The sequence below is a fragment of the Billgrantia pellis genome (assembly GCF_008297955.1).
Classification (GTDB): Bacteria; Pseudomonadota; Gammaproteobacteria; order Pseudomonadales; family Halomonadaceae; genus Halomonas; species Halomonas pellis.
On record NZ_VTPY01000007.1, the window covers coordinates 1 to 18,034 of the forward strand.

Below are 18,034 nucleotides of genomic sequence, written 5' to 3' on the forward strand. Positions count from 1 at the left end.
CGCTGGTGATCGAGTGCGCCGACCAGGACGAGGTGCGCCAGGTCGCCTCACAGCTTGAAGGCCAGCTCACCGCCACCCTGCAGATGGACGACGGCGACCTGGACGCAGCGAAAGCGCTGCTGCCGATTCTCGAGCGCAAGGCGGGCCGGATACTGGCCAACGGCTGGCCGACCGGGGTCGAGGTGTGCCACGCCATGGTCCACGGCGGCCCCTACCCGGCGACTTCCGACTCGCGCACCACCTCGGTGGGCAGCGCGGCGATCTTCCGCTTCCTGCGCCCGGTGTGCTACCAGGCGCTGCCGCAGGGGCTGCTGCCCGAGCCGCTCAAGGACAGCAATCCGTGGCAAGTCTCGCGGTTGGTCGACGGCAAGCGCGAGGTGTAGTACCAAGCCCGTCAATGTTCTGGAACCTTTGGCGGCCTTCGGGCCGCCTTTTTGCCATAATGGCCCCACACATCTGCGGAGCTGTTCATGGCCTCTTCTCCTCACGATCGTCGCCAGGGTCGCCCGAATCCCACCCGGCCTTCAATGGGGGGGCAACGCGAGCGACAGCCGCGCGCCCCCAAGACCCAGGTGGGCGAAGTGGCTTACCTCGAAGTGGTCACGGTCAACGAGACCGGCGCCTTTCTCGATTGGGGCCATCCCAGCGACGTGCTGCTGCCCTTCGGCGAGCAGCGCTTCCGGCCCACCCCTGGCAAGCGGGTGCTGGTGCGCCTCTACGAGGACCAGCAGGGACGGCCGGTAGCCTCGCAGAAGCTCGATCGCTTCATCCAGGACGAAGCGACGGGGCTGGCGCCGGGTGACGAAGTGACGCTGGTGATCGCCGATGTCACCGACCTCGGCTACAAGGCGGTGGTCGATCATCGCTACTGGGGGTTGCTCTATCGGGACGATGCCACTCGCCCGCTGCGTCGCGGTCAGCGCGCGAAGGGCTACGTGAAGCGGGTGCGCAACGACGGCCGGCTCGACCTCTCGCTGTTGCCGCCGGGGCCGGCACGCCTCGACGTGGTGGGCGAGCAGGTGCTCAAGGCGTTGCGCGAGAGCGGCGGTTACCTGCCGCTTTCCGACAACAGCGAGGCCTCGGAGATCAAAACGCGGTTGGGGGTGAGCAAGAACGCTTTCAAACAGGCGATAGGACGGCTCTACAAGCAGCGACGGATCGTCATCGAGGCACACGGCATTCGCCTGGTCCCGGGCGTCACGAGTCTGGATCCACAAGCGTGACGGGCAACGCCGGACACAGGCTCGAGCTGGCGCGCTTCTTCCCCTACCGGCTCGCCAACCTGCAGGCGGCGGTCCGCTCGTTACCAGCGCCAAGCGTTGCGTCTTGGTGTTGCTCGTGGCCCTGCGTCATACTGCGCTTCATTCCCGTGCCAACCTGGAAACGGTGCCGATGAGCCAACAGACGAGCGAACGACCCCTGCGGGTGGGCGTGGTGATGGATGCCATCTCCCGTCTCACCTACAAGAAGGACACCACCCTGGCCATGCTGTGGGCGGCCCAGGAGCGTGGCTGGTCGCTGCACTACATGGAGCAGGAGGACCTCTTCCTGCGCGACGGTCGCGCCCATGCGCGCATGCGAGGCCTGACCGCGTTTCGCAACCCCGACGACTGGTACTCGCTGGGCGCGCCGGAACAGCGGCCACTGGCCGACCTCGACGTGATCCTGATGCGCAAGGACCCGCCGGTCGATGCGCATTTCCTCAATGCCGTTCATCTGCTGGGCTTTGCGGAACGCGAGGGCGTACTGGTGGTCAATCCCACGCGGGCGTTGCTGGAGTGCAACGAGAAGCTCTTCGCCCAGCAGTTCCCGCAGTGCTGTACGCCGACGGTGGTTTCGTGCAACGAAGCGGTGCTGCGGGCTTTCCATGCCGAGCACCAGGACGTGATCTTCAAGCCGCTGGACGGCATGGGCGGCAGCGGGATCTTCCACGTGCAGTCCGAAGGCCGGAACTTGGGCGCCATCATCGAGATGCTGACCGAACGCGGCCAGCGCCAGATCATGGCCCAGCGCTACATTCCCGAGATCAAGGACGGCGACACCCGCATCCTGCTGGTGGACGGCGAGCCGGTGCCCTTCGGCCTGGCAAGGGTGCCCATGGCTGGCGAGACCCGCGGCAACCTGGCCGCTGGCGGTACCGGCATCAGCCGCGAGCTGACCGCCCGCGACCATTGGCTGATCGAGCAGGTGCAGCCGATGATCCGCGAGAAGGGGCTGATGTTCGTCGGGCTCGACGTGATCGGCGATTTCATCACCGAAATCAACGTGACCAGCCCCACCTGCGTACGCGAGATCGACGATCAGCGCGGCACCGATATCGCCGGCTTGCTGATGGACGCCATCGTACGCCGGCTGGCCCAGCGCGCCTGACGTCGAGGAACAAAAGAGGAGGGTGACTGGCCTTCCATGGTGGCCTCGATCAGCGACTCCATCCACTACGCCCCGGTTACGCGACCCTATCGATGCTGGCTGGCGCTGTCGGTCGCGCTGCTGCTGCACTTGGTGCTGATCGGCATGGTGTCGACCTGGCGGTTCGCCCCGGCGCCGGCCGAGCGCACGAGTCTGGAAGTGGTGCTGGTGACGCGCCCCGCCGAGCCGCCCGAGGACGTCGAGGCGATCGCCGAGGCGGATCAGCAGGCGGCCGGTGAGCAGTCCGAGGAGGCACCCGCCGAGCAGCGTGCCGCGCTGCTGGACGAGCTGCCGGTGCTCGAGGCGCCGGAGAGCGCCGTGGACCCGACCACTTCCGCCGAGCCCGAGCCTGTCCCTGTCGAAGAAGCGGCTATCGAGGCCGAGCGGGACAGCGAGGCAACGCCGCCGGCCAAGCCGCGCGAAAGCGCACCCCAGGCGCAAGAGCCGCCATCGGCCCCGACGGTGGCTCCGACGTCGGCCTCGGGGCGCGACCTGCTGGCCCAGGCCACCCGCAGCGTGCGCGAGCAGGGCATCGATCCCGACCTGGCGGAACCGGCCGACGGTGAAGCCCGCCCCGCTGCCCAGCGTGCGGCGGAGGCGCGCTACGTCGACGACTGGACCCGGCGCGTCGAGGACTACGGCAACCGCGTGCACCCGGCGCCGAGCCACCTGCACGGCGAGCTGCGCATTCGGGTCGTGATCGGGCGCGATGGTCAGCTCCGCCAGGCGGAGGTGGTACAATCCTCAGGACATCGCGAACTCGACCAGGCGGCACTCGATACCGTACACGGCGCGGGGCCCTACCGGCCCTTCGACAGCGCCATGGGGGAGCTGGACAGCCTCTCCATCAACCGCGTCTGGCGATTCGGACAAGGCAATCATTTCGGCGTGCGTTAAGCCACTGCCGCCCGGGAGTCCCATGGAATCCGTGCAAAACCTAGGCTTGAGACATCACTTTCTGTTGGCGATGCCGCACCTGGAAGATCCCAACTTCGCCGGCAGCCTCAGCTATCTCTGCGACCACGATGAGAACGGCACCATGGGCGTGATCGTCAACCGGCCGCTGGACATCAGCCTGGACGCATTGTTCGAGCAGCTCGAACTCGAGGGGGATGACAGCCCGCACCGCAATGCGCCGGTCTATTATGGCGGCCCGACCCACAAGGATCGCGGCTTCATCCTGCACCGGGGCTCGAGCGAGCCCTGGGATTCGAGCATCCAGGTGGACGACGACATCGCCCTGACCACCTCCATGGATATCCTGCTGGCGCTGGCCGCCGGGCGCGGCCCGGAGGAATTCCTGGTGTGCCTCGGTTGCGCCGGCTGGGAGGCCGGTCAGCTCGAGCAGGAACTCAAGGACAACGCCTGGCTCACCGTCGAGGGGGATGGCGATATCCTATTCAAGGTGCCGCCTGAGCAGCGTCTCGGTGCGGCGGCCGGCATCCTGGGCGTGGACCTCAACCTGATGTCGCGGGAAGCGGGCCATTCTTGATGGCCGAAGCAGGAGCACGCCTGATTCTGGCCTTCGATTTCGGTACCCGCCGCATCGGCGTGGCGGTGGGCAACGAGTTGCTCGCCAGCGCCCGCCAGCTCGAGTGGTTGCCGGCCCGCGACGGCATCCCCGACTGGAACGTCGTCACGCGGCTGGTCGAGGAGTGGCAGCCGGACCTGTTCGTGGTGGGCCTGCCGCTCAACATGGACGGCACCGAGTCGGAGATGAGTACGCGGGCGCGCAAGTTCGGCAAGCGCCTCTACGGCCGCTACGGCAAGCCCTGCGAGATGGTCGACGAGCGCGGCTCAACGCGTGAGGCCAAGGCCATCGCCCGCGAAAAGGGCCTGCTGCGTTCTGACAAAAGCTACCGCGACGATGGCGTCGACGGCATCGCGGCGGTGCTGATCCTGGAGAGCTGGTTTGCCCGCCGCGAAGGCCTGCCGCCGCGCCGATGACAGTGGCCGGTCCCCATCGCCTCATCCTGGTGGCGTTGACGGCTCGCGCATCAGCCCCTGAAACTCGGTGACGGCCAGAGCGGTGAATTCCGGATCGTTGATATGCCAGGGGCAGCGGATCAGGCGGCGCTCGGCGCTCTGTCGTACCGTGGCCTCCAGCGCCGCGAACAGCGCGGCGTCGGCTTCGGGGTCATGGAAGAGCTGGCCGGGAGCATCGAGGGCCGAGACCCCGCCCTCGGGCAGCAGGAAGCGCAGCGGCCCCCGGCAGCGATTGAGCTTCTCGCCGATCCAGCGCCCCATCCGAGCGTTCTCCTCGGCAGTCGTGCGCATCAGGGTGATCTGCGGGTTGTGCTCGTAGAGGAGCCGGTGTCGATAGCGCTCGGGAAGCGTCTCGGGGCCGGCGAAGTTGACCATATCGAGCGCCCCGCAAGAGCCCACATAAGGCAAGTCGACCTGCGCCAACACGTCAAGCCGCGTGTCGCCGGCGCTGAAGATGCCGCCCATCAGCAGGTCGCAGACCTCGGTGGTGGTGATATCCAGTAGCCCCTTCAGCATACCGCTCGCGGCCAATTTTTCCATCGAGCGCCCGCCGGTGCCGGTGGCATGGAAGACCAAGCAGTCATACGCCGGCGACAGCGCATCGGTTATTCGATTCACGCATGGCGTAGTGACGCCGAACATGCTCAGGCCGATGGCCGGCTTATCTTCGGCGACCTCGGGTATCCGGCCCTGGAGCATGCCGAGCAGGGCATGGGCGGCATTGCCCAGCACGCGGCGCGAGATACGATTGAGCCCCGCCACGTCGGTCACCGAGTAAACCATGGCGATATCGCTGGGCCCGACGTAGGGCGCGACATTGCCCGAGGCGATGGTCGAGACCATCACCTTGGGCACGCCGATGTCCAGATCGCGCATGGCGGGGGCGATCAGCGCCGTGCCGCCGGAACCGCCGATGCCGATGACGCCGGCCACGTCGTCGCGTTCCGCGAGGAGCCGACGCAGCGCCTCGGCCATCTGCGCCACGGCGCGACCCCGGTCGTTGACGAAGACCGCCCCGGCGCCCTGGGGATGATAGGCGGCCACCTGGCGAGCGGGAATATCGGCCGCGGGCGCAGGGTCGCCACCGGTGCCGACGTCGATGATCAAGGCCTCGGCCCCTGCGGCCAGCAGCAGGTCGCGCAGATAGCATAGCTCCACGGCCTTGGTATCACAGGTGCCAATGATGAAGGCTTTGTGTCCCATGGTGCCTCCTGGTCGGCATCGTCGCGCCGGCCTGATTGTTATCGATCTGAGGCGTCAGCCCTGGCAGCGTTCGACAGCCCCGTCGAAGGCGAGCCGGAAGGTATCGGAGACGCGCTGCACCGCGTCCTCGCGATCGGCATCCGCCACCTCGAATTCCGCCCACCATTCGCCGAAGCACTGGCCGGTGGTGGTAACGGGCTTGAGGCACATCTCGGCCACGTAGCCCTGCACCGGAAGGGCCGGGGCCTCGAGGATGCGGTAACAGCAGCGGTGCTCACGATCCGAGAGCGTGAGCAGCTCCTCGCGGATGAAGTTGCCGTCGTAATCGTGGAAGTGGCGCACGCAGCCGATCTGGTCGGCAGGCTTGCCCGCCTCGATCTCGCTCCTGGCGAAGAACGGATGGTAGTCCGGCAAGCCGTTGAAATCGCGCAGCACGCTCCAGGCCTGCTCGAGGGTGATGGGCATGATGGCGCTGACGTAGACCCGGGTCATGGTGGCGTCTCCTTGTTCTTAGGCAATGGCCTTGAAGCGGCGAATCTGTTCGGTCAGGGCGATCTCCGTTGGCAGGCGCTCCATGCTCGAGGCGCCATAGAAGCCGTTGCAGTGCTCGCTCTCGCGCATCACGTAGGCGGCGTCGTCGGGCGTGGCGATGGGGCCCCCATGGCACAGGATGATCACGTCCCTGCGCACGCGCCGGGCTGCCTCGGCCCATTCGTCGATCAGGCGTACCGATTCGTCCAGGCTCTTGGCGGATTCGGCGCCGATGGTGCCGCCCACGGTGACCCCCATGTGCGCCACGACGATGTCGGCGCCGGCCTCCGCCATGGCCACGGCCTCGTCGGCGGAGAACACGTAGGGCGTGGTGAGCATGTCCATCTCGTGGGCCTGGCGAATCATGTCGACCTCGCTGCCGTAGGTGATGCCGGTTTCCTCCAGACTGATGCGGAAGGTGCCGTCGATCAGCCCCACGGTGGGGAAGTTCTGCACCCCCGAGAAACCCAGCGCCTTAAGCTCGCGCAGCAGCTTGGGCATGATCACGAAGGGGTCCGTGCCGTTGACCCCGGCGAGCACCGGAGTGCGCTTGACCACCGGCAGCACCTCCAGCGCCATCTCCTGCACGATCTGGTTGGCATTGCCGTAGGCCAGCAGGCCGGCGGAAGAGGCACGGCCGGCCATGCGATAACGACCGGAGTTGTAGATCACGATCAGGTCGATACCGCCGGCTTCCTCACACTTGGCCGAGATGCCGGTGCCGGCGCCGCCGCCGATGATCGGCTGGCCGCGAGCGATCATGTCTTGGAAGCGAGCCATCAGGTCCTGGCGGTTGAAGGGGGGCATACCGTTCTCCTTGTCATTTGACGATGGTTCATTGGTGATGGGTGCGGGGGCGAGAGTCGACCTTGGCCGCAGGAGTCGAGGAACGTCGTGAACGGAGCGCCTGGCTGAGTTGGCCCACCACGCCCTGGCGGAAGGTGAGCACACAGGTCATGAACACCAGGCCGGTGATCACCGTGACCCAGGCGCCGAAGGGGTCCAGGTAGTGGTTCAGCGAGGAGACGAGTGCGGCCCCCACGGCCGGGCCGAAAACCGTGCTCATGCCGCCCAGCAGGGTCATCAAGATAACGTCGCCGGAGGTGTGCCAGTGCACGTCGTGAAGGGCCGCCAGCTGGAAGATAATCGCCTTGAGCGAGCCGGCGATACCCGACAGCCCGGCCGAGAGAGTAAACACCAGCACCTTGTAGCGGGCCACGGGATAACCCAGCGAGATGGCGCGAGGCTCATGTTCACGGATGGCGCGCAGCACGTGGCCGAAAGGGGAATTGACGGTACGCCAGATCAGCCACAGGCCGGTACCGACGATGCCGACCACCACGTAGTAGAGCGCCGTGTTGTTGCCAAGGTCGATCAGGCCTAGGAAGGTGCCCCGTGGAATGCGCTGCAGGCCGTCCTCGGCGCCGGTGAAGGGTGCCTGGAGAAAGAAGAAGTAGACCAGCTGCGACAAGGCCAGGGTGATCATGGCCAGGTAGATGCCGCTGCGACGAATCGCCAGGGCGCCCACTAGGGTACCCAGCATGGCGGCCACCAGGCCTCCGGCGAGGATTCCCAGCTCGGTGGGAATGCCGTAGGTCTTGATCAACAGGCCTGTCACGTAGGCACCGGTCCCGAAGAAGGCGGCGTGGCCGAAGGAGAGGATTCCGGTATGCCCCAGCAGCAGATTGAAGGCGCAGGCGAAGAGCACGAAGCACAGCGTCTTCATCACGAACACGGAGTAGACCAGTTGCGGAAAGAAGGGAACCGCCAGCAACGCCAGCAGACCCAAGGCGATCAGGGTGGAGGGCAAGGATCTCATGATCAGCCCTCCTCGCGGCCGAACAGCCCGGCCGGGCGCAGCAGCAGCACCAGCACCATGACCAGGAAGACGATGGTCGACGAGAATTCGGAGTAGAACACCCGGGTGAGGCCTTCCACCACGCCCAGCCCCAGGCCGGTGACGATGGCACCCATGATCGAACCCAGCCCGCCGATCACCACCACGGCGAAAATGATGATGACCAGGCTGGAACCCATGGAGGGGTTGACGTGGAAGATGGGGGCGGCGAGTACCCCGGCGAAGGCCGCCAGGCCCACGCCCACGCCATAAGTCAGGGTGACCAGGCGCGGTACGTTGATGCCGAAGGCCTGGGTCAGCTCCGAGCGTTCGGTGGCGGCGCGCAAGCTGGCGCCTAGTGGCGTGCGCTCGATGATGAACCAGGTTGCCAGGCACAGCAGTAGCGCCGAAACGATCACGAAGCCGCGATAAAGCGGCAGGACCATGAACCCCAGGTTGAGCGTGCCGCGCAGTAGCTCGGGTGTGGCAAAAGGCTGACCGGAGGAGCCGAAGGCGACGCGAAAGCCCCCCTCCAGTACCAATACCAGGCTGAAGGTCAGCAGCAGGCCGTAGATCGGGTCGAGTCCGTAGAGCCGGCGCAGGAACAGGAATTCGAACAGCATGCCGAACAGGGCCACGGCCAGCGGGGCGACAGCCAGCGTCAACCAGTAGCCGGCGCCCATGTACTGAGCCAGCAGAAAGGCGGTGAAGGCGCCCAGCATGAAGAAGGCGCCATGGGCGAAATTGACGATCTTGAGCACGCCGAAGATGATCGCCAGGCCCAGGCTCAGCACGGCATAGAAGGAACCGTTGACGATGCCCAGCATGAGTTGCCCCAGCAGGGCCTGAATGGGGATGCCAAATATATCCATGATCACTTGCTCGCGAAGCTAACGGAGAGAGAAGGCCCAATGCCCGGCCGTCGCCGGGCACAGAGAGGGCATCAATCGTTGTCGAGCAGGTGGCAGGTACTCTCCTCCAGCGGCTGGAAGGCTTCCTCGCCGGGAATGGTGGTCACCAGACGCAGGAAGTCGTAGTCGTACTCGGACTCGGCGGGGGCTTTCACTTCCCACAGGTACTGGTCGTGAACCATTCGGCCGTTGGGCCGGATGTAGCCACCCGAGGCGAAGAAGTCGTTGATCTCCAGCTCGCGCATCGTCTCGGATACCGCATCGGGATCATCGCTACCGGCGGCCTCGATGGCATTCAGGTAATGCATGGTGGAGGAGTAATTGCCGGCGTGGGCCATGTTGGGCATGCGTCCGGTGCGCTCGTAGAAACGCTGAGAGAACTCGCGGGTCTCGTCGTTGGCATCCCAGTAGAAGGCGTTGGTCAACATCAAGCCCTGGGCGGTCTCCAGTCCCAGGCTGACGATGTCGTCATACCATAGCAGCAGCGCGGCCGGGCGCTGCTCGGGTGTCACGCCGAACTCGGCCAAGGCGTTGATGGCGTTGATAGCGTCGGCGCCGGTGGAAGCGATGCCGATGATCTCCGCGCCGGAGGCCTGGGCCTGCAAGGCGTAGGAGGAGAAATCGGTAGTATCCAGCGGGTGGCGAGCGGCACCGACGACCTGGCCCCCGGCTTCGCGTACCACCTCGGAGACCTGTTCCTCGAGCCCGATGCCGAAGGCGAAGTCCACGGTGAGGAAGAACCAGGTATCGCCACCGTCCTCGACGATCGACTTGCCGGTGCCGTGCGCCAGCGAATGCGCATCGTAGGTATAGTGGGTCACATAAGGCGAGCAATAGTCGTTGGTGAGCCCGATATTGGATGACGAATTGACGATGGCGTGGCGCTTTTGCTCGTCGGCCACGGCCGCCACGGCCAGGGCGACTCCGGAATTGGATAGATCGTTGATCATATCCACGCCTTCGCTGTCGTACCACTCGCGGGCACGGCTGGCGCCAGTGTCGGCGCGGTTGCGGTGGTCGCCGTGGATGACCTCGATGGGGACGCCGTTGACCTCGCCGCCAAAATCCTCGACGGCCATCCGTACGGCTTCCAACGCTGCTTCACCGGAGAGATCGGTGTAGATGCCGGACATGTCGGTGAGCACGCCGATTCGCACTACATCGTCGGTATAGCCTTCGCTGGCCATGGCGTGGGAAAGCCCCCCCAGGCCCAGCACGGTGGAGGACACCACCAAGGTTTTCAAGGAGTTCGTGGCTGGCATTGTTTTTTCTCCTGTTCTCATAGGGCGCTGTTGTTGTAATTTGCTCTGATTCGAACGGTTTGTTTTCTTACGGCCTTTTACAGTTAGGGCCAATACGGGCGAGTGCGCCATGGCTGCAGAGCACGAACAGCTATCCGAAACCCACATCGTCGGCGATGACACCCGTCAGTGGATCGTGCGCGCCGAGGATTGCACGGCACTCGAGCAGCGGCACATCTCCCATGTGGGCTTCGGCGATGCCGCGGTGCCCTACCGCATCGTGCGTACCCGCCTGAGCGGCGCCTATATCCACGGTTCGCTGGGCGGCGAAGGCCGCATGCTGCTCGACGGTCGCTGGTGCACCATGCGCCGCAACATGATGTCCTTCGCCCCGGCCCACGGGTTGCATGCCTTCCATGCCGTGCCCGAAAAGCGCTGGCAGTACTGCTGGCTGCGCTATCTGCCCAGCGCGCCGCGTTCGGTGGTGGGAACCATCGCCCCGATCATGCAGCACTTCGACCCCGAACCGATGAAGCACGCCATCCTGGGTCTCTACAGTGAAGTGTTCCACGGCGAGGGGGACCCGGCCAGCTGCGTGATGTGGGTTGACACCATCGAACGCTACATCTCACGCTTCGCCGATCCCTGGCGGCGCGATGCGCGTATCGTGGCGGTCTTCGATGCGGTGATGCCGACCCTGGAGCGGCACTGGACCATCGAGGAGATGGCCGAGATCGCCCACGTCAGCACCGAGCACCTGCGGCGGATCAGCCGCAAGGTGTTCGGTCGCAGCCCCATGCAGCAGCTCACTCAGCTGCGCATGCAGCACGCGACTCACTTACTGGCGACCAGCGATTTGCCGATCGAGGAGATCGCCGAGCGGGTGGGCTATCGCAGCCCCTTTGCCTTCTCCAAGACCTTCAAGCGCATGAACGGCGTCTCGCCCTCCCACTTCCGCCTGCATTCCCGCGTCTGATCGCGATGCTAGACGCCCAGGCGTGCCAGCAGGGCATCGGCGTCCTGCTCGATGCCCTTGCGGTCATAGCGTGCCACCACCTGACCGTGATCGATGAGGTAGAAGTGATCGGCCACGCTCATGGCGAAGTGCAGGTTCTGTTCCACCAGCAGGAGGGTATAGCCCCGTTTCTTGAGGTGGCGGATGGTGTCGCCGATATGCTCGACGATGCTGGGCGCCAGCCCCTCGGTAGGTTCATCGAGCAATAGCAGCCTGGCCCCGGTACGCAGGGTGCGTCCGATGGCCAGCATCTGCTGCTCCCCTCCGGAAAGCTTGGTCCCGGGGCTGCTAAGCCTCTCGCGCAGGTGAGGAAACAGATCGAGCACCTGCTCGGTGCTCAGGCCGTTGTCGTCGATCCGTGTCGGCAGCTCGAGGTGCTCCTTGACATCTAGCGTGGCGTAGATGCCACGGTCCTCCGGGCAGAAGGCAACGCCATGGCGGGCGACGTGGAAAGGACGCAGGCCGATGGTTTCGGTGCGGGCAAGCCGAATGCTGCCACGGCGCCGCGGGACAATGCCCATGATCGACTTCAGCGTGGTGGATTTCCCTGCGCCGTTGCGGCCCAGCAGGGTGACCACCTGCCCTGGCGGTACCTCCAGGTCGATGCCGTGCAGCACGTGGCTTTCGCCGTACCAGGCGTGCAGGTCGCGGATGGCAAGCATGGGCTCGAGGGCCTGCTTCGCGGCGGCATCAGTCATGGCGGGCCCCTCCGATGTAGGATTCGATCACGCGCGCGTCGCACGACACGGTGGCGTAGTCGCCCTCAACCAGCACCTCGCCGCGAGCCAGTACGGTGATGCGGTCGCAGAGTTCGGCCACCACGCCCAGGTTGTGTTCCACCATCAGCACCGAGCGCCCCTCTGCCACGCGGCGGATCAGCTCGGCAGTTCTGCCTACGTCCTCCGTGCCCATGCCGGCCAGCGGCTCGTCGAGTAACATCACCTCGGGGTCGAGCGCCAAGGTAGTGGCGAGCTCCAGGGCACGCTTGCGCCCATAGGGCAATTCGGCGGCAGCTATGTCGGCCCATGGCTCCAGGCCAACGTCGGTCAGCAGCGCCATGGCCCGCTCGCGATGATGATCGAGCCGGTGATGCGAGGCCCAGAAGTCGTAGGACTCGCCGCGCTGGCGCTGCAGCGCCAGCTTGACGTTCTCCAGCGCACTGAGGTGGCCGAACACGGCGGATATCTGAAACGAGCGGACCATGCCCAGCCTGGCTATCTGGTCCGGCTTGAGGCGAGTGATGTCGCGCCCTTTGTAGAGAATGCTGCCGGCGCTGGGTTCGAGGAATTTCGTCAGCAGGTTGAAGCAGGTGGTCTTGCCCGCTCCGTTGGCGCCGATCAGAGCATGAATGGTACCGGGCTCGATCCGGATGGAGATGTCGTTGACCGCCGTGAAGCCCCGGAAGTTCTTGGTGAGGCCCCGGGTTTCGATGATTGCCTCTGCCATCGTGTACTCCGCCGTTGTTATTGTCTGTCGGTCTGGCCTAGGGGTGACGGAGCGAGGCGGATGAGCCGACGACTTCCGTCGGCTTCAGTGTTGACGCGAGCGGGAAGCGGCGCCATGGCCGCAGGGCACGTGTGGCTATCCGAAATACACCTGCGGAGCGGCTGCAAGACTGGGGGCGCGTGCAGACCGGCCGGACCCGGCGAGGGTCCGGCTGGCGGATCCAGCCGCGTGTATCAGTACGTTCAGGTGGTCAACACCCGATCCTCGGCATACTGGGCGGCGATGTCGTTCACCGAGATGCAGGTGTACTTGATGACGAAAAAGGCCAGCGTGGCGGGGCAGGAAAAACTCTCCTCGAAGCGCTCCACCTGGGTGCCGCGACCGCGCACCACGCTGGCACGGTAGGTGCTGCCCGCCTTGGTCAGCTTGACCGTGGCCTGGCGATCGGCCTCCTGCTTCTCCAGCACCAGCTCGCGCTGCTTGTCCAGCAGTTCGCCGAGCATCTTGCCGCCTTCGCGCTCCTCGGGCGTGGCCCAGATCTCCTGATCGCGCTCGCCGTACTGGAACAGCAGGATGGCCGGCATCACCGAGAAGATGGCGCCGGTCAGTAGCCAGGTCAGCTCGGTGCCGGTGGGGTGCAGCGAGAACACGGCGAACACTTGCAGCACGAACCCGGCCGCGAGGATACCCGCCAAGGGGCGCCAGATCCTCGGATTCATGATGGGCCTGCCCAGGGTATGCCCCCATAGGCCGGCGGCGACCATGGCACCCAGGCCGACCAGGATCAGGCCCCACAGCGGACCACCGCCCATCAGCAGGGCGATGGCGCCGATCGCCACCAGTGCGCTGTAGAACACCGCCAGCAGTATGTACGCTCGATGCAGGGTCATGCGTCATCTCTCCTTTCTACCGGTTGCCGCGTTCGGCAACGCACTTGTTGTATTCGAGAATCCCGGCTCGGGGCGAGCCGTCGTCGGGGAACAGCCTGTCGGCTGCCGTGACCGCTTCGCAGCTCATCGACGTCATCAGCATAGCGACGACAAGCGTTGGTTGCATCGTCAGAAATGCGCGTCGTCCACCCCGACCCGCTCGGGTACGAACCAGCGCACCGGACGCAGGTCCCGCTCGATCTGGTCATCGACCCGCAGCAGGGTGGCGAAGATCGCCATGCGCACCGGGATGCCGTTGTCGGTCTGGCGAAAGATCGCCAGGCGCGGATCGCCGTTGAGATCGACGTTGAGGTCGTTGGCGCCGGGACGGCTGTCCCGCGGCAGGGGATGCATGACGATGGTGGTGTCGCTGCAGCGCGCGTCGAGAAAGGTGCGGTCGACGGTGAAGTCCTGCGACAGGCCGGCGAAGTTCTCGCTCATCTCCTCGGTAAAGCGCTCCTTCTGAATGCGCGTGGTGTAGACCACGTCGAGATCCGAGAAATCGCTGGCCAGGCTGTCGCGCAGCTCCACTCGATGCCCCCGCGAGGCGACCAGATCGATCAGGTGACTCGGCATCTCCAGCCCCGGCGGGGCGACCAATGTCAGGCGCATCGGGTCATAGAGCGACAGCAGCTTGATCAGCGAATGCACGGTACGTCCGTACTTGAGATCTCCAGTGAGCAGGATGTGGGCGCCGGCGAGCGACTTGCCCAGGCGGGTGAATTCCTTGTCGATGGTATAGAGGTCGAGCAGCGCTTGGCTGGGGTGCTCGCCGGGGCCGTCGCCGCCGTTGATTACCGGCACGTGGGTCGCGGCGGCGAACTCCGCCACCGAGCCCTGCTCGGGATGGCGCATGACGATGGCATCGCAATAGCCGCTCATCACGCGGCTGGTGTCGTAGAGCGACTCGCCCTTGGCCATCGACGAGAAGGTGAAGCCGGTGGTGTCGCACACGCTGCCACCCAGGCGGCAGAAGGCGGCGTTGAAGCTGACCCGGGTGCGGGTGCTGGCTTCGAAGAACAGATTGCCGAGCACGGCACCCTCCAGTACCCGGGTGACCTGGCGGCGGCTTGCGATGGGTTCCATGCGGGCGGCGACGCGCAGCAGGTGATCGACGCTATCGCGGGACAAAGAATCGACGGAGAGCAGGTGGGGACTCATCGAAAGCCTCGAGGTGGCAGCGAAGGATGGCCGTAGTGTAACGCTCCCGGCTGTGCGCTTCACGGGGCGCGGTCGTGCCGGCACTCAGCGTCCTATCAGTTCAGCCAGGCGCTGTGCATGAGCCTTCACTTCGTGAATCGCCCGCTCGGTATCGAGGTCGTCCATCGCCACCACGCCCACGCAGGCCTCCACCCCAGCGCGCAATGGCGGCGTGATCACGGGGCTGGCCACGCCCACCGCGCCGCGCTGCAGTTGGCCGCGGGTCAGGCTGTAGCCGTCGGCGCGGGCCTGGCGCACCTCGTCGCTGTCGTCGTCCCGCGCGGGGCGCCCGGCAAGGATGGCGATGCCCGCCGCCCCCAGGGACAGCGGATGACGGCTGCCGACACGATAGCCGACCCGCAGCAGCCCCTCGTCGGGCTCGGCTACCAGGATCACCACGCACTCCTCGCCTTGGGCCACCGAGACGAAAGCGGTGGCCCGGGTCGCCTTGGCCAGCGCCTGCAGCAGCGGCTGGGCCACCGCCCGCAGCTGCGGCTCGAAGCGCGAGGCGAGCAGCGAAATGCCGGCGCCCAGGCGCACGGGCCCATCGGAGGTGCGTGTGATCAGGCCATGCTGCTCCAAGGTAGTGACGATGCGGTAGGCGATGGCGCGATGGACGTCGAGCCGCTCGGCGAGCTCGGCGATAGTCATGCCCTCGGCATGCTCGGCGACGAGCTCCAGGGCGCGCAGGCCGCGATCGAGAGTCTGCAGGGTGGTGGACATCGTGACGTCTTGCCTCGGGTCGGTGACGGTAGCCCGCATGGTAGCGCAGGCGCACGGGATTGACGTCCCGTGTGAATCCGCCTATGTTCGGCATTATGTTTCTTTAAACGAAATGATTTGTGCGATAAAAGTAAAAGCATAATGCACCTGACCATTATCCGCCACGTCAAGTGCGACGACTCGCAGAGGGAGAAGCCCCATGACATCCGTATCCCACCGTACCCGGGCCGGCGGCTGCCCCTTCCACACCGCCGGGCGCGCGGCGAGCTCGCCCACCGGCTGCCCCGTATCGAGCGAGGCCGCTACCTTCGATCCCTTCGACGCGCCCTACCAGCTCGATCCCGCCGAGGCGTTGCGCTGGTCGCGCGAGCAGGAGCCGGTGTTCTACAGCCCCAAGCTGGGTTACTGGGTGGTGAGCCGCTACGACGACATCAAGGCGATCTTTCGCGACAACCTCACCTTCTCGCCGTCGATTGCGCTGGAAAAGATCACACCGCCCAGCGACGAGGCGCTGGCGGTGCTCAAGCGTTACGACTACGGCATGAACCGCACCCTGGTGAACGAGGATGAGCCGGCTCACATGGCCCGGCGTCGCGAGCTGCTCGATGCTTTCACCCCCGAGGCGCTGGAAGCCCACGCGCCGATGGTGCGCCGCCTGGTGCGCGATAAGCTCGATGCCATCATCGACCGTGGCCGCGCCGACCTGGTCGCCGAGATGTTCTGGGAAGTGCCGCTCACCGTCGCGCTCCACTTCCTCGGCGTGCCCGAGGAGGACATGGAGCAACTGCGCCGCTTCTCGGTGGCCCATACCCTCAATACCTGGGGGCGCCCCTCGCCCGAACAGCAGGTCGAGGTGGCCGAGGGGGTGGGCAAGTTCTGGCAGTACTCCGGTCAGGTGCTGGCAAAGATGCAGGCCCAGCCTCATGGCCACGGCTGGATGTACGACATGATCGAGAAGAACCGGCAAAAGCCGGACGTGGTCACCGACAACTACCTGCACTCGATGATGATGGCGATCATCGTCGCCGCTCACGAAACCACCGCGCTGGCCACCGCCAACGCCTTTCGCCAGCTGCTTTCGCGCCCGGCGGTATGGGCCGAGCTGTGCGAGAACCCCGAATTGATCCCAGCGGCGGCCGAGGAGTGCCTGCGCCACTCCGGCTCGGTGGTGGCATGGCGACGCATCGCCACACGCGATGTCGAGGTGGGCGGCGTCACTCTACCCGAAGGCGGCAAGATCCTGATGGTCACCGCTTCGGCCAATCACGATCCGAGCCACTTCGAAAATCCCGATGAACTCGACATCTATCGCGACAACGCCGTCGATCACCTGACCTTCGGTTATGGCAGCCACCAGTGCATGGGCAAGAACCTGGGGCGCATGGAGATGCGCATCTTCCTCGAGGAGTTCACCCGCCGTCTGCCGCATCTCGAACTCGAGGAGCAGGCGTTCACCTTCCTGCCCAATACCTCCTTTCGTGGTCCGGAAGCGGTATGGGTGCGCTGGGACCCGGCGAGCAACCCCGAGCGGCGAGACCCGTCGGTGCGCACCGCGCAGCGCGACTTTCCGGTGGGCGCGCCGGAGGCGCGTGCCATCGTGCGCCGCGTCACGGTCGCTGAGGCCCGACCCGAGGCCGAAGGCGTGCTCGGCGTGACCCTGACCGACCCTGCCGGGCGCGCGCTGCCCGCCTGGACGCCGGGCTCGCACCTCGACGTGGTGCTGCCCACCGGCGAGGCGCGCAAGTACTCGCTGTGCGGGCCGGCGGATTCCGGTGACTGGCGCATCGCCGTGCTGCGCGAGGAAGCGGGTCGCGGCGGCTCGCGCTGGGTGCACGAGGCGGTGCGAGAGGGCATCGAGCTGCGCGTGCGCGGCCCCAAGAACCACTTCCGTCTCGATGAATCGGCAGGGCATCATGTGCTGGTCGCCGGCGGCATCGGCATCACCCCGATCATTGCCATGGCCGATCGCCTCAGACGGCTGGGCAAGTCCTTTGAACTCCACTATGCGGGGCGTTCGCGCCGCAGCATGGCGTTCGTCGAGCGCCTGGAGCGCGATCATGGCGAGGCGCTTCGCCTCTACCCCAAGGACGAGGGGCGCCGGCTCGATCTGGCCGAACTGCTCGCCGAGCCGAGCGAAGGCACGCTGCTCTACGCCTGCGGCCCGGAGCGCCTGCTCGCGGCGCTCGAGGCCGGCACCGCCCACTGGCCGGAGGGCAGCCTGCATGTGGAGCACTTCAGCGCCGAGGGCGCATTGCTGGATCCAAGCAGAGAGCACGCTTTCGAGGTGGAGCTCGCCGACTCCGAGCTCGTGGTCGAGGTGGCCGCGGATCGCACCCTGCTGCAGACCCTGCGTGCCGCCGGCGTCGATGTGCCCAGCGACTGTGAGGAGGGCCTGTGCGGCTCCTGCCAGGTCGAGGTGATCGAAGGCGAGATCGATCATCGCGACAAGGTGCTCACCGCCGCCGAGCGCGCCGGCCAGGATCGGCTGATGAGCTGTTGCTCGCGGGCCAAGGGCAAGAAGCTGGTGCTAGCCCTCTGATCACCCACCACAACGAGAAAGACGTACGCCAACCCTGACAACCGGGACTCATGAGGAACGACAA

18 protein-coding genes and 1 pseudogene are annotated in these 18,034 nt (G+C 65.9%); 8 read left to right on the forward strand and 11 right to left on the reverse strand.

The window, feature by feature from the left end:
- The 6 genes and pseudogenes from F0A17_RS17140 to ruvX all read left to right on the forward strand — a co-directional run.
- A pseudogene (locus F0A17_RS17140) lies at positions 1 to 383 on the forward strand (aldehyde dehydrogenase (NADP(+))); the annotation flags it as partial.
- Between the two features lie 144 nt (positions 384 to 527).
- Complete coding sequence (locus F0A17_RS17145) at positions 528 to 1,223, forward strand: CvfB family protein (RefSeq protein ID WP_228716956.1); 696 nt, start codon at positions 528 to 530, stop codon at positions 1,221 to 1,223.
- Between the two features lie 169 nt (positions 1,224 to 1,392).
- Complete coding sequence (gshB, locus tag F0A17_RS17150) at positions 1,393 to 2,370, forward strand: glutathione synthase (protein WP_149329582.1); 978 nt, start codon at positions 1,393 to 1,395, stop codon at positions 2,368 to 2,370.
- 36 nt (positions 2,371 to 2,406) lie between these two features.
- Positions 2,407 to 3,306 carry an energy transducer TonB gene (locus F0A17_RS17155; protein WP_149329583.1) on the forward strand — a complete coding sequence of 300 codons (900 nt, stop codon included), beginning with the start codon at positions 2,407 to 2,409 and terminating at the stop codon, positions 3,304 to 3,306.
- A 22-nt stretch (positions 3,307 to 3,328) separates the two neighbouring features.
- Positions 3,329 to 3,901 carry a YqgE/AlgH family protein gene (locus tag F0A17_RS17160; RefSeq protein WP_149329584.1) on the forward strand — a complete coding sequence of 191 codons (573 nt, stop codon included), beginning with the start codon at positions 3,329 to 3,331 and terminating at the stop codon, positions 3,899 to 3,901.
- Positions 3,901 to 4,356, forward strand: a complete 456-nt coding sequence (gene ruvX / locus F0A17_RS17165) for a Holliday junction resolvase RuvX (RefSeq protein ID WP_149329585.1) — start codon at positions 3,901 to 3,903, stop codon at positions 4,354 to 4,356. Before F0A17_RS17160 ends, ruvX begins: the two co-directional genes overlap by 1 nt.
- 21 nt (positions 4,357 to 4,377) lie before the next feature.
- Here ruvX and F0A17_RS17170 read toward each other — a convergent pair whose 3' ends face one another.
- The 6 genes from F0A17_RS17170 to F0A17_RS17195 all read right to left on the reverse strand — a co-directional run bounded on the left by F0A17_RS17170 (position 4,378) and on the right by F0A17_RS17195 (position 10,139).
- A complete protein-coding gene (locus F0A17_RS17170; protein ID WP_149329586.1) occupies positions 4,378 to 5,598 on the reverse strand; it encodes a Tm-1-like ATP-binding domain-containing protein in 1,221 nt (406 codons plus the stop codon).
- A gap of 54 nt (positions 5,599 to 5,652) precedes the next feature.
- The gene (locus F0A17_RS17175) at positions 5,653 to 6,090 is read right to left on the reverse strand and encodes an SRPBCC family protein (RefSeq protein ID WP_149329587.1); all 438 of its coding nucleotides are present in this window, start codon (positions 6,088 to 6,090) and stop codon (positions 5,653 to 5,655) included.
- 18 nt (positions 6,091 to 6,108) lie between these two features.
- Positions 6,109 to 6,936, reverse strand: coding sequence for a phosphoenolpyruvate hydrolase family protein (locus F0A17_RS17180; RefSeq protein ID WP_149329588.1), 828 nt, complete (start codon positions 6,934 to 6,936; stop codon positions 6,109 to 6,111).
- Positions 6,937 to 6,964: 28 nt separating this feature from the next.
- The gene (locus tag F0A17_RS17185; protein WP_149329589.1) at positions 6,965 to 7,948 is read right to left on the reverse strand and encodes a branched-chain amino acid ABC transporter permease; all 984 of its coding nucleotides are present in this window, start codon (positions 7,946 to 7,948) and stop codon (positions 6,965 to 6,967) included.
- Positions 7,949 to 7,950: 2 nt separating this feature from the next.
- Positions 7,951 to 8,838 (reverse strand): branched-chain amino acid ABC transporter permease, encoded by an 888-nt coding sequence (locus F0A17_RS17190; protein ID WP_149329590.1) that lies wholly within the window; start codon positions 8,836 to 8,838, stop codon positions 7,951 to 7,953.
- A gap of 71 nt (positions 8,839 to 8,909) precedes the next feature.
- Positions 8,910 to 10,139 (reverse strand): ABC transporter substrate-binding protein, encoded by a 1,230-nt coding sequence (locus F0A17_RS17195; protein WP_149329591.1) that lies wholly within the window; start codon positions 10,137 to 10,139, stop codon positions 8,910 to 8,912.
- 109 nt (positions 10,140 to 10,248) lie between these two features.
- On the opposite strand from F0A17_RS17195, the gene F0A17_RS17200 reads away from it, so the two are divergent.
- Positions 10,249 to 11,094, forward strand: coding sequence for a helix-turn-helix transcriptional regulator (locus F0A17_RS17200; RefSeq protein ID WP_149329592.1), 846 nt, complete (start codon positions 10,249 to 10,251; stop codon positions 11,092 to 11,094).
- 8 nt (positions 11,095 to 11,102) lie between these two features.
- Here the strand turns inward: F0A17_RS17200 and F0A17_RS17205 are convergent, their stop codons facing one another.
- From F0A17_RS17205 to F0A17_RS17225, 5 genes are all read right to left on the reverse strand, one after another.
- Complete coding sequence (locus tag F0A17_RS17205) at positions 11,103 to 11,831, reverse strand: ABC transporter ATP-binding protein (protein ID WP_149329593.1); 729 nt, start codon at positions 11,829 to 11,831, stop codon at positions 11,103 to 11,105.
- Positions 11,824 to 12,579 (reverse strand): ABC transporter ATP-binding protein, encoded by a 756-nt coding sequence (locus tag F0A17_RS17210; RefSeq protein ID WP_149329594.1) that lies wholly within the window; start codon positions 12,577 to 12,579, stop codon positions 11,824 to 11,826. Before F0A17_RS17210 ends, F0A17_RS17205 begins: the two co-directional genes overlap by 8 nt.
- A gap of 242 nt (positions 12,580 to 12,821) precedes the next feature.
- A complete protein-coding gene (locus tag F0A17_RS17215; RefSeq protein ID WP_149329595.1) occupies positions 12,822 to 13,469 on the reverse strand; it encodes a hypothetical protein in 648 nt (215 codons plus the stop codon).
- A 168-nt stretch (positions 13,470 to 13,637) separates the two neighbouring features.
- Positions 13,638 to 14,732, reverse strand: a complete 1,095-nt coding sequence (locus tag F0A17_RS17220; protein WP_228716949.1) for an aspartate carbamoyltransferase — start codon at positions 14,730 to 14,732, stop codon at positions 13,638 to 13,640.
- Between the two features lie 21 nt (positions 14,733 to 14,753).
- The gene (locus F0A17_RS17225; RefSeq protein WP_149329597.1) at positions 14,754 to 15,431 is read right to left on the reverse strand and encodes an IclR family transcriptional regulator; all 678 of its coding nucleotides are present in this window, start codon (positions 15,429 to 15,431) and stop codon (positions 14,754 to 14,756) included.
- Positions 15,432 to 15,630: 199 nt separating this feature from the next.
- Here F0A17_RS17225 and F0A17_RS17230 point away from each other — a divergent pair, with 199 nt between their 5' ends.
- A complete protein-coding gene (locus F0A17_RS17230; protein WP_149329598.1) occupies positions 15,631 to 17,970 on the forward strand; it encodes a cytochrome P450/oxidoreductase in 2,340 nt (779 codons plus the stop codon).
- The last annotated feature ends 64 nt before the right edge of the window (positions 17,971 to 18,034 follow it).

Coding starts and splice junctions, on each gene's coding strand:
- gshB (WP_149329582.1), top strand. CDS start 1,393: ATGAGCCAACAGACGAGCGAACGACCCCTGCGGGTGGGCGTGGTGATG.
- F0A17_RS17200 (WP_149329592.1), top strand. CDS start 10,249: ATGGCTGCAGAGCACGAACAGCTATCCGAAACCCACATCGTCGGCGAT.
- F0A17_RS17195 (WP_149329591.1), bottom strand. CDS start 10,139: ATGCCAGCCACGAACTCCTTGAAAACCTTGGTGGTGTCCTCCACCGTG.
- F0A17_RS17180 (WP_149329588.1), bottom strand. CDS start 6,936: ATGCCCCCCTTCAACCGCCAGGACCTGATGGCTCGCTTCCAAGACATG.
- F0A17_RS17210 (WP_149329594.1), bottom strand. CDS start 12,579: ATGGCAGAGGCAATCATCGAAACCCGGGGCCTCACCAAGAACTTCCGG.
- F0A17_RS17160 (WP_149329584.1), top strand. CDS start 3,329: ATGGAATCCGTGCAAAACCTAGGCTTGAGACATCACTTTCTGTTGGCG.
- F0A17_RS17175 (WP_149329587.1), bottom strand. CDS start 6,090: ATGACCCGGGTCTACGTCAGCGCCATCATGCCCATCACCCTCGAGCAG.
- F0A17_RS17190 (WP_149329590.1), bottom strand. CDS start 8,838: ATGGATATATTTGGCATCCCCATTCAGGCCCTGCTGGGGCAACTCATG.
- F0A17_RS17145 (WP_228716956.1), top strand. CDS start 528: ATGGGGGGGCAACGCGAGCGACAGCCGCGCGCCCCCAAGACCCAGGTG.
- ruvX (WP_149329585.1), top strand. CDS start 3,901: ATGGCCGAAGCAGGAGCACGCCTGATTCTGGCCTTCGATTTCGGTACC.
- F0A17_RS17215 (WP_149329595.1), bottom strand. CDS start 13,469: ATGACCCTGCATCGAGCGTACATACTGCTGGCGGTGTTCTACAGCGCA.
- F0A17_RS17185 (WP_149329589.1), bottom strand. CDS start 7,948: ATGAGATCCTTGCCCTCCACCCTGATCGCCTTGGGTCTGCTGGCGTTG.
- F0A17_RS17170 (WP_149329586.1), bottom strand. CDS start 5,598: ATGGGACACAAAGCCTTCATCATTGGCACCTGTGATACCAAGGCCGTG.
- F0A17_RS17205 (WP_149329593.1), bottom strand. CDS start 11,831: ATGACTGATGCCGCCGCGAAGCAGGCCCTCGAGCCCATGCTTGCCATC.
- F0A17_RS17155 (WP_149329583.1), top strand. CDS start 2,407: ATGGTGGCCTCGATCAGCGACTCCATCCACTACGCCCCGGTTACGCGA.
- F0A17_RS17230 (WP_149329598.1), top strand. CDS start 15,631: ATGACATCCGTATCCCACCGTACCCGGGCCGGCGGCTGCCCCTTCCAC.
- F0A17_RS17225 (WP_149329597.1), bottom strand. CDS start 15,431: ATGTCCACCACCCTGCAGACTCTCGATCGCGGCCTGCGCGCCCTGGAG.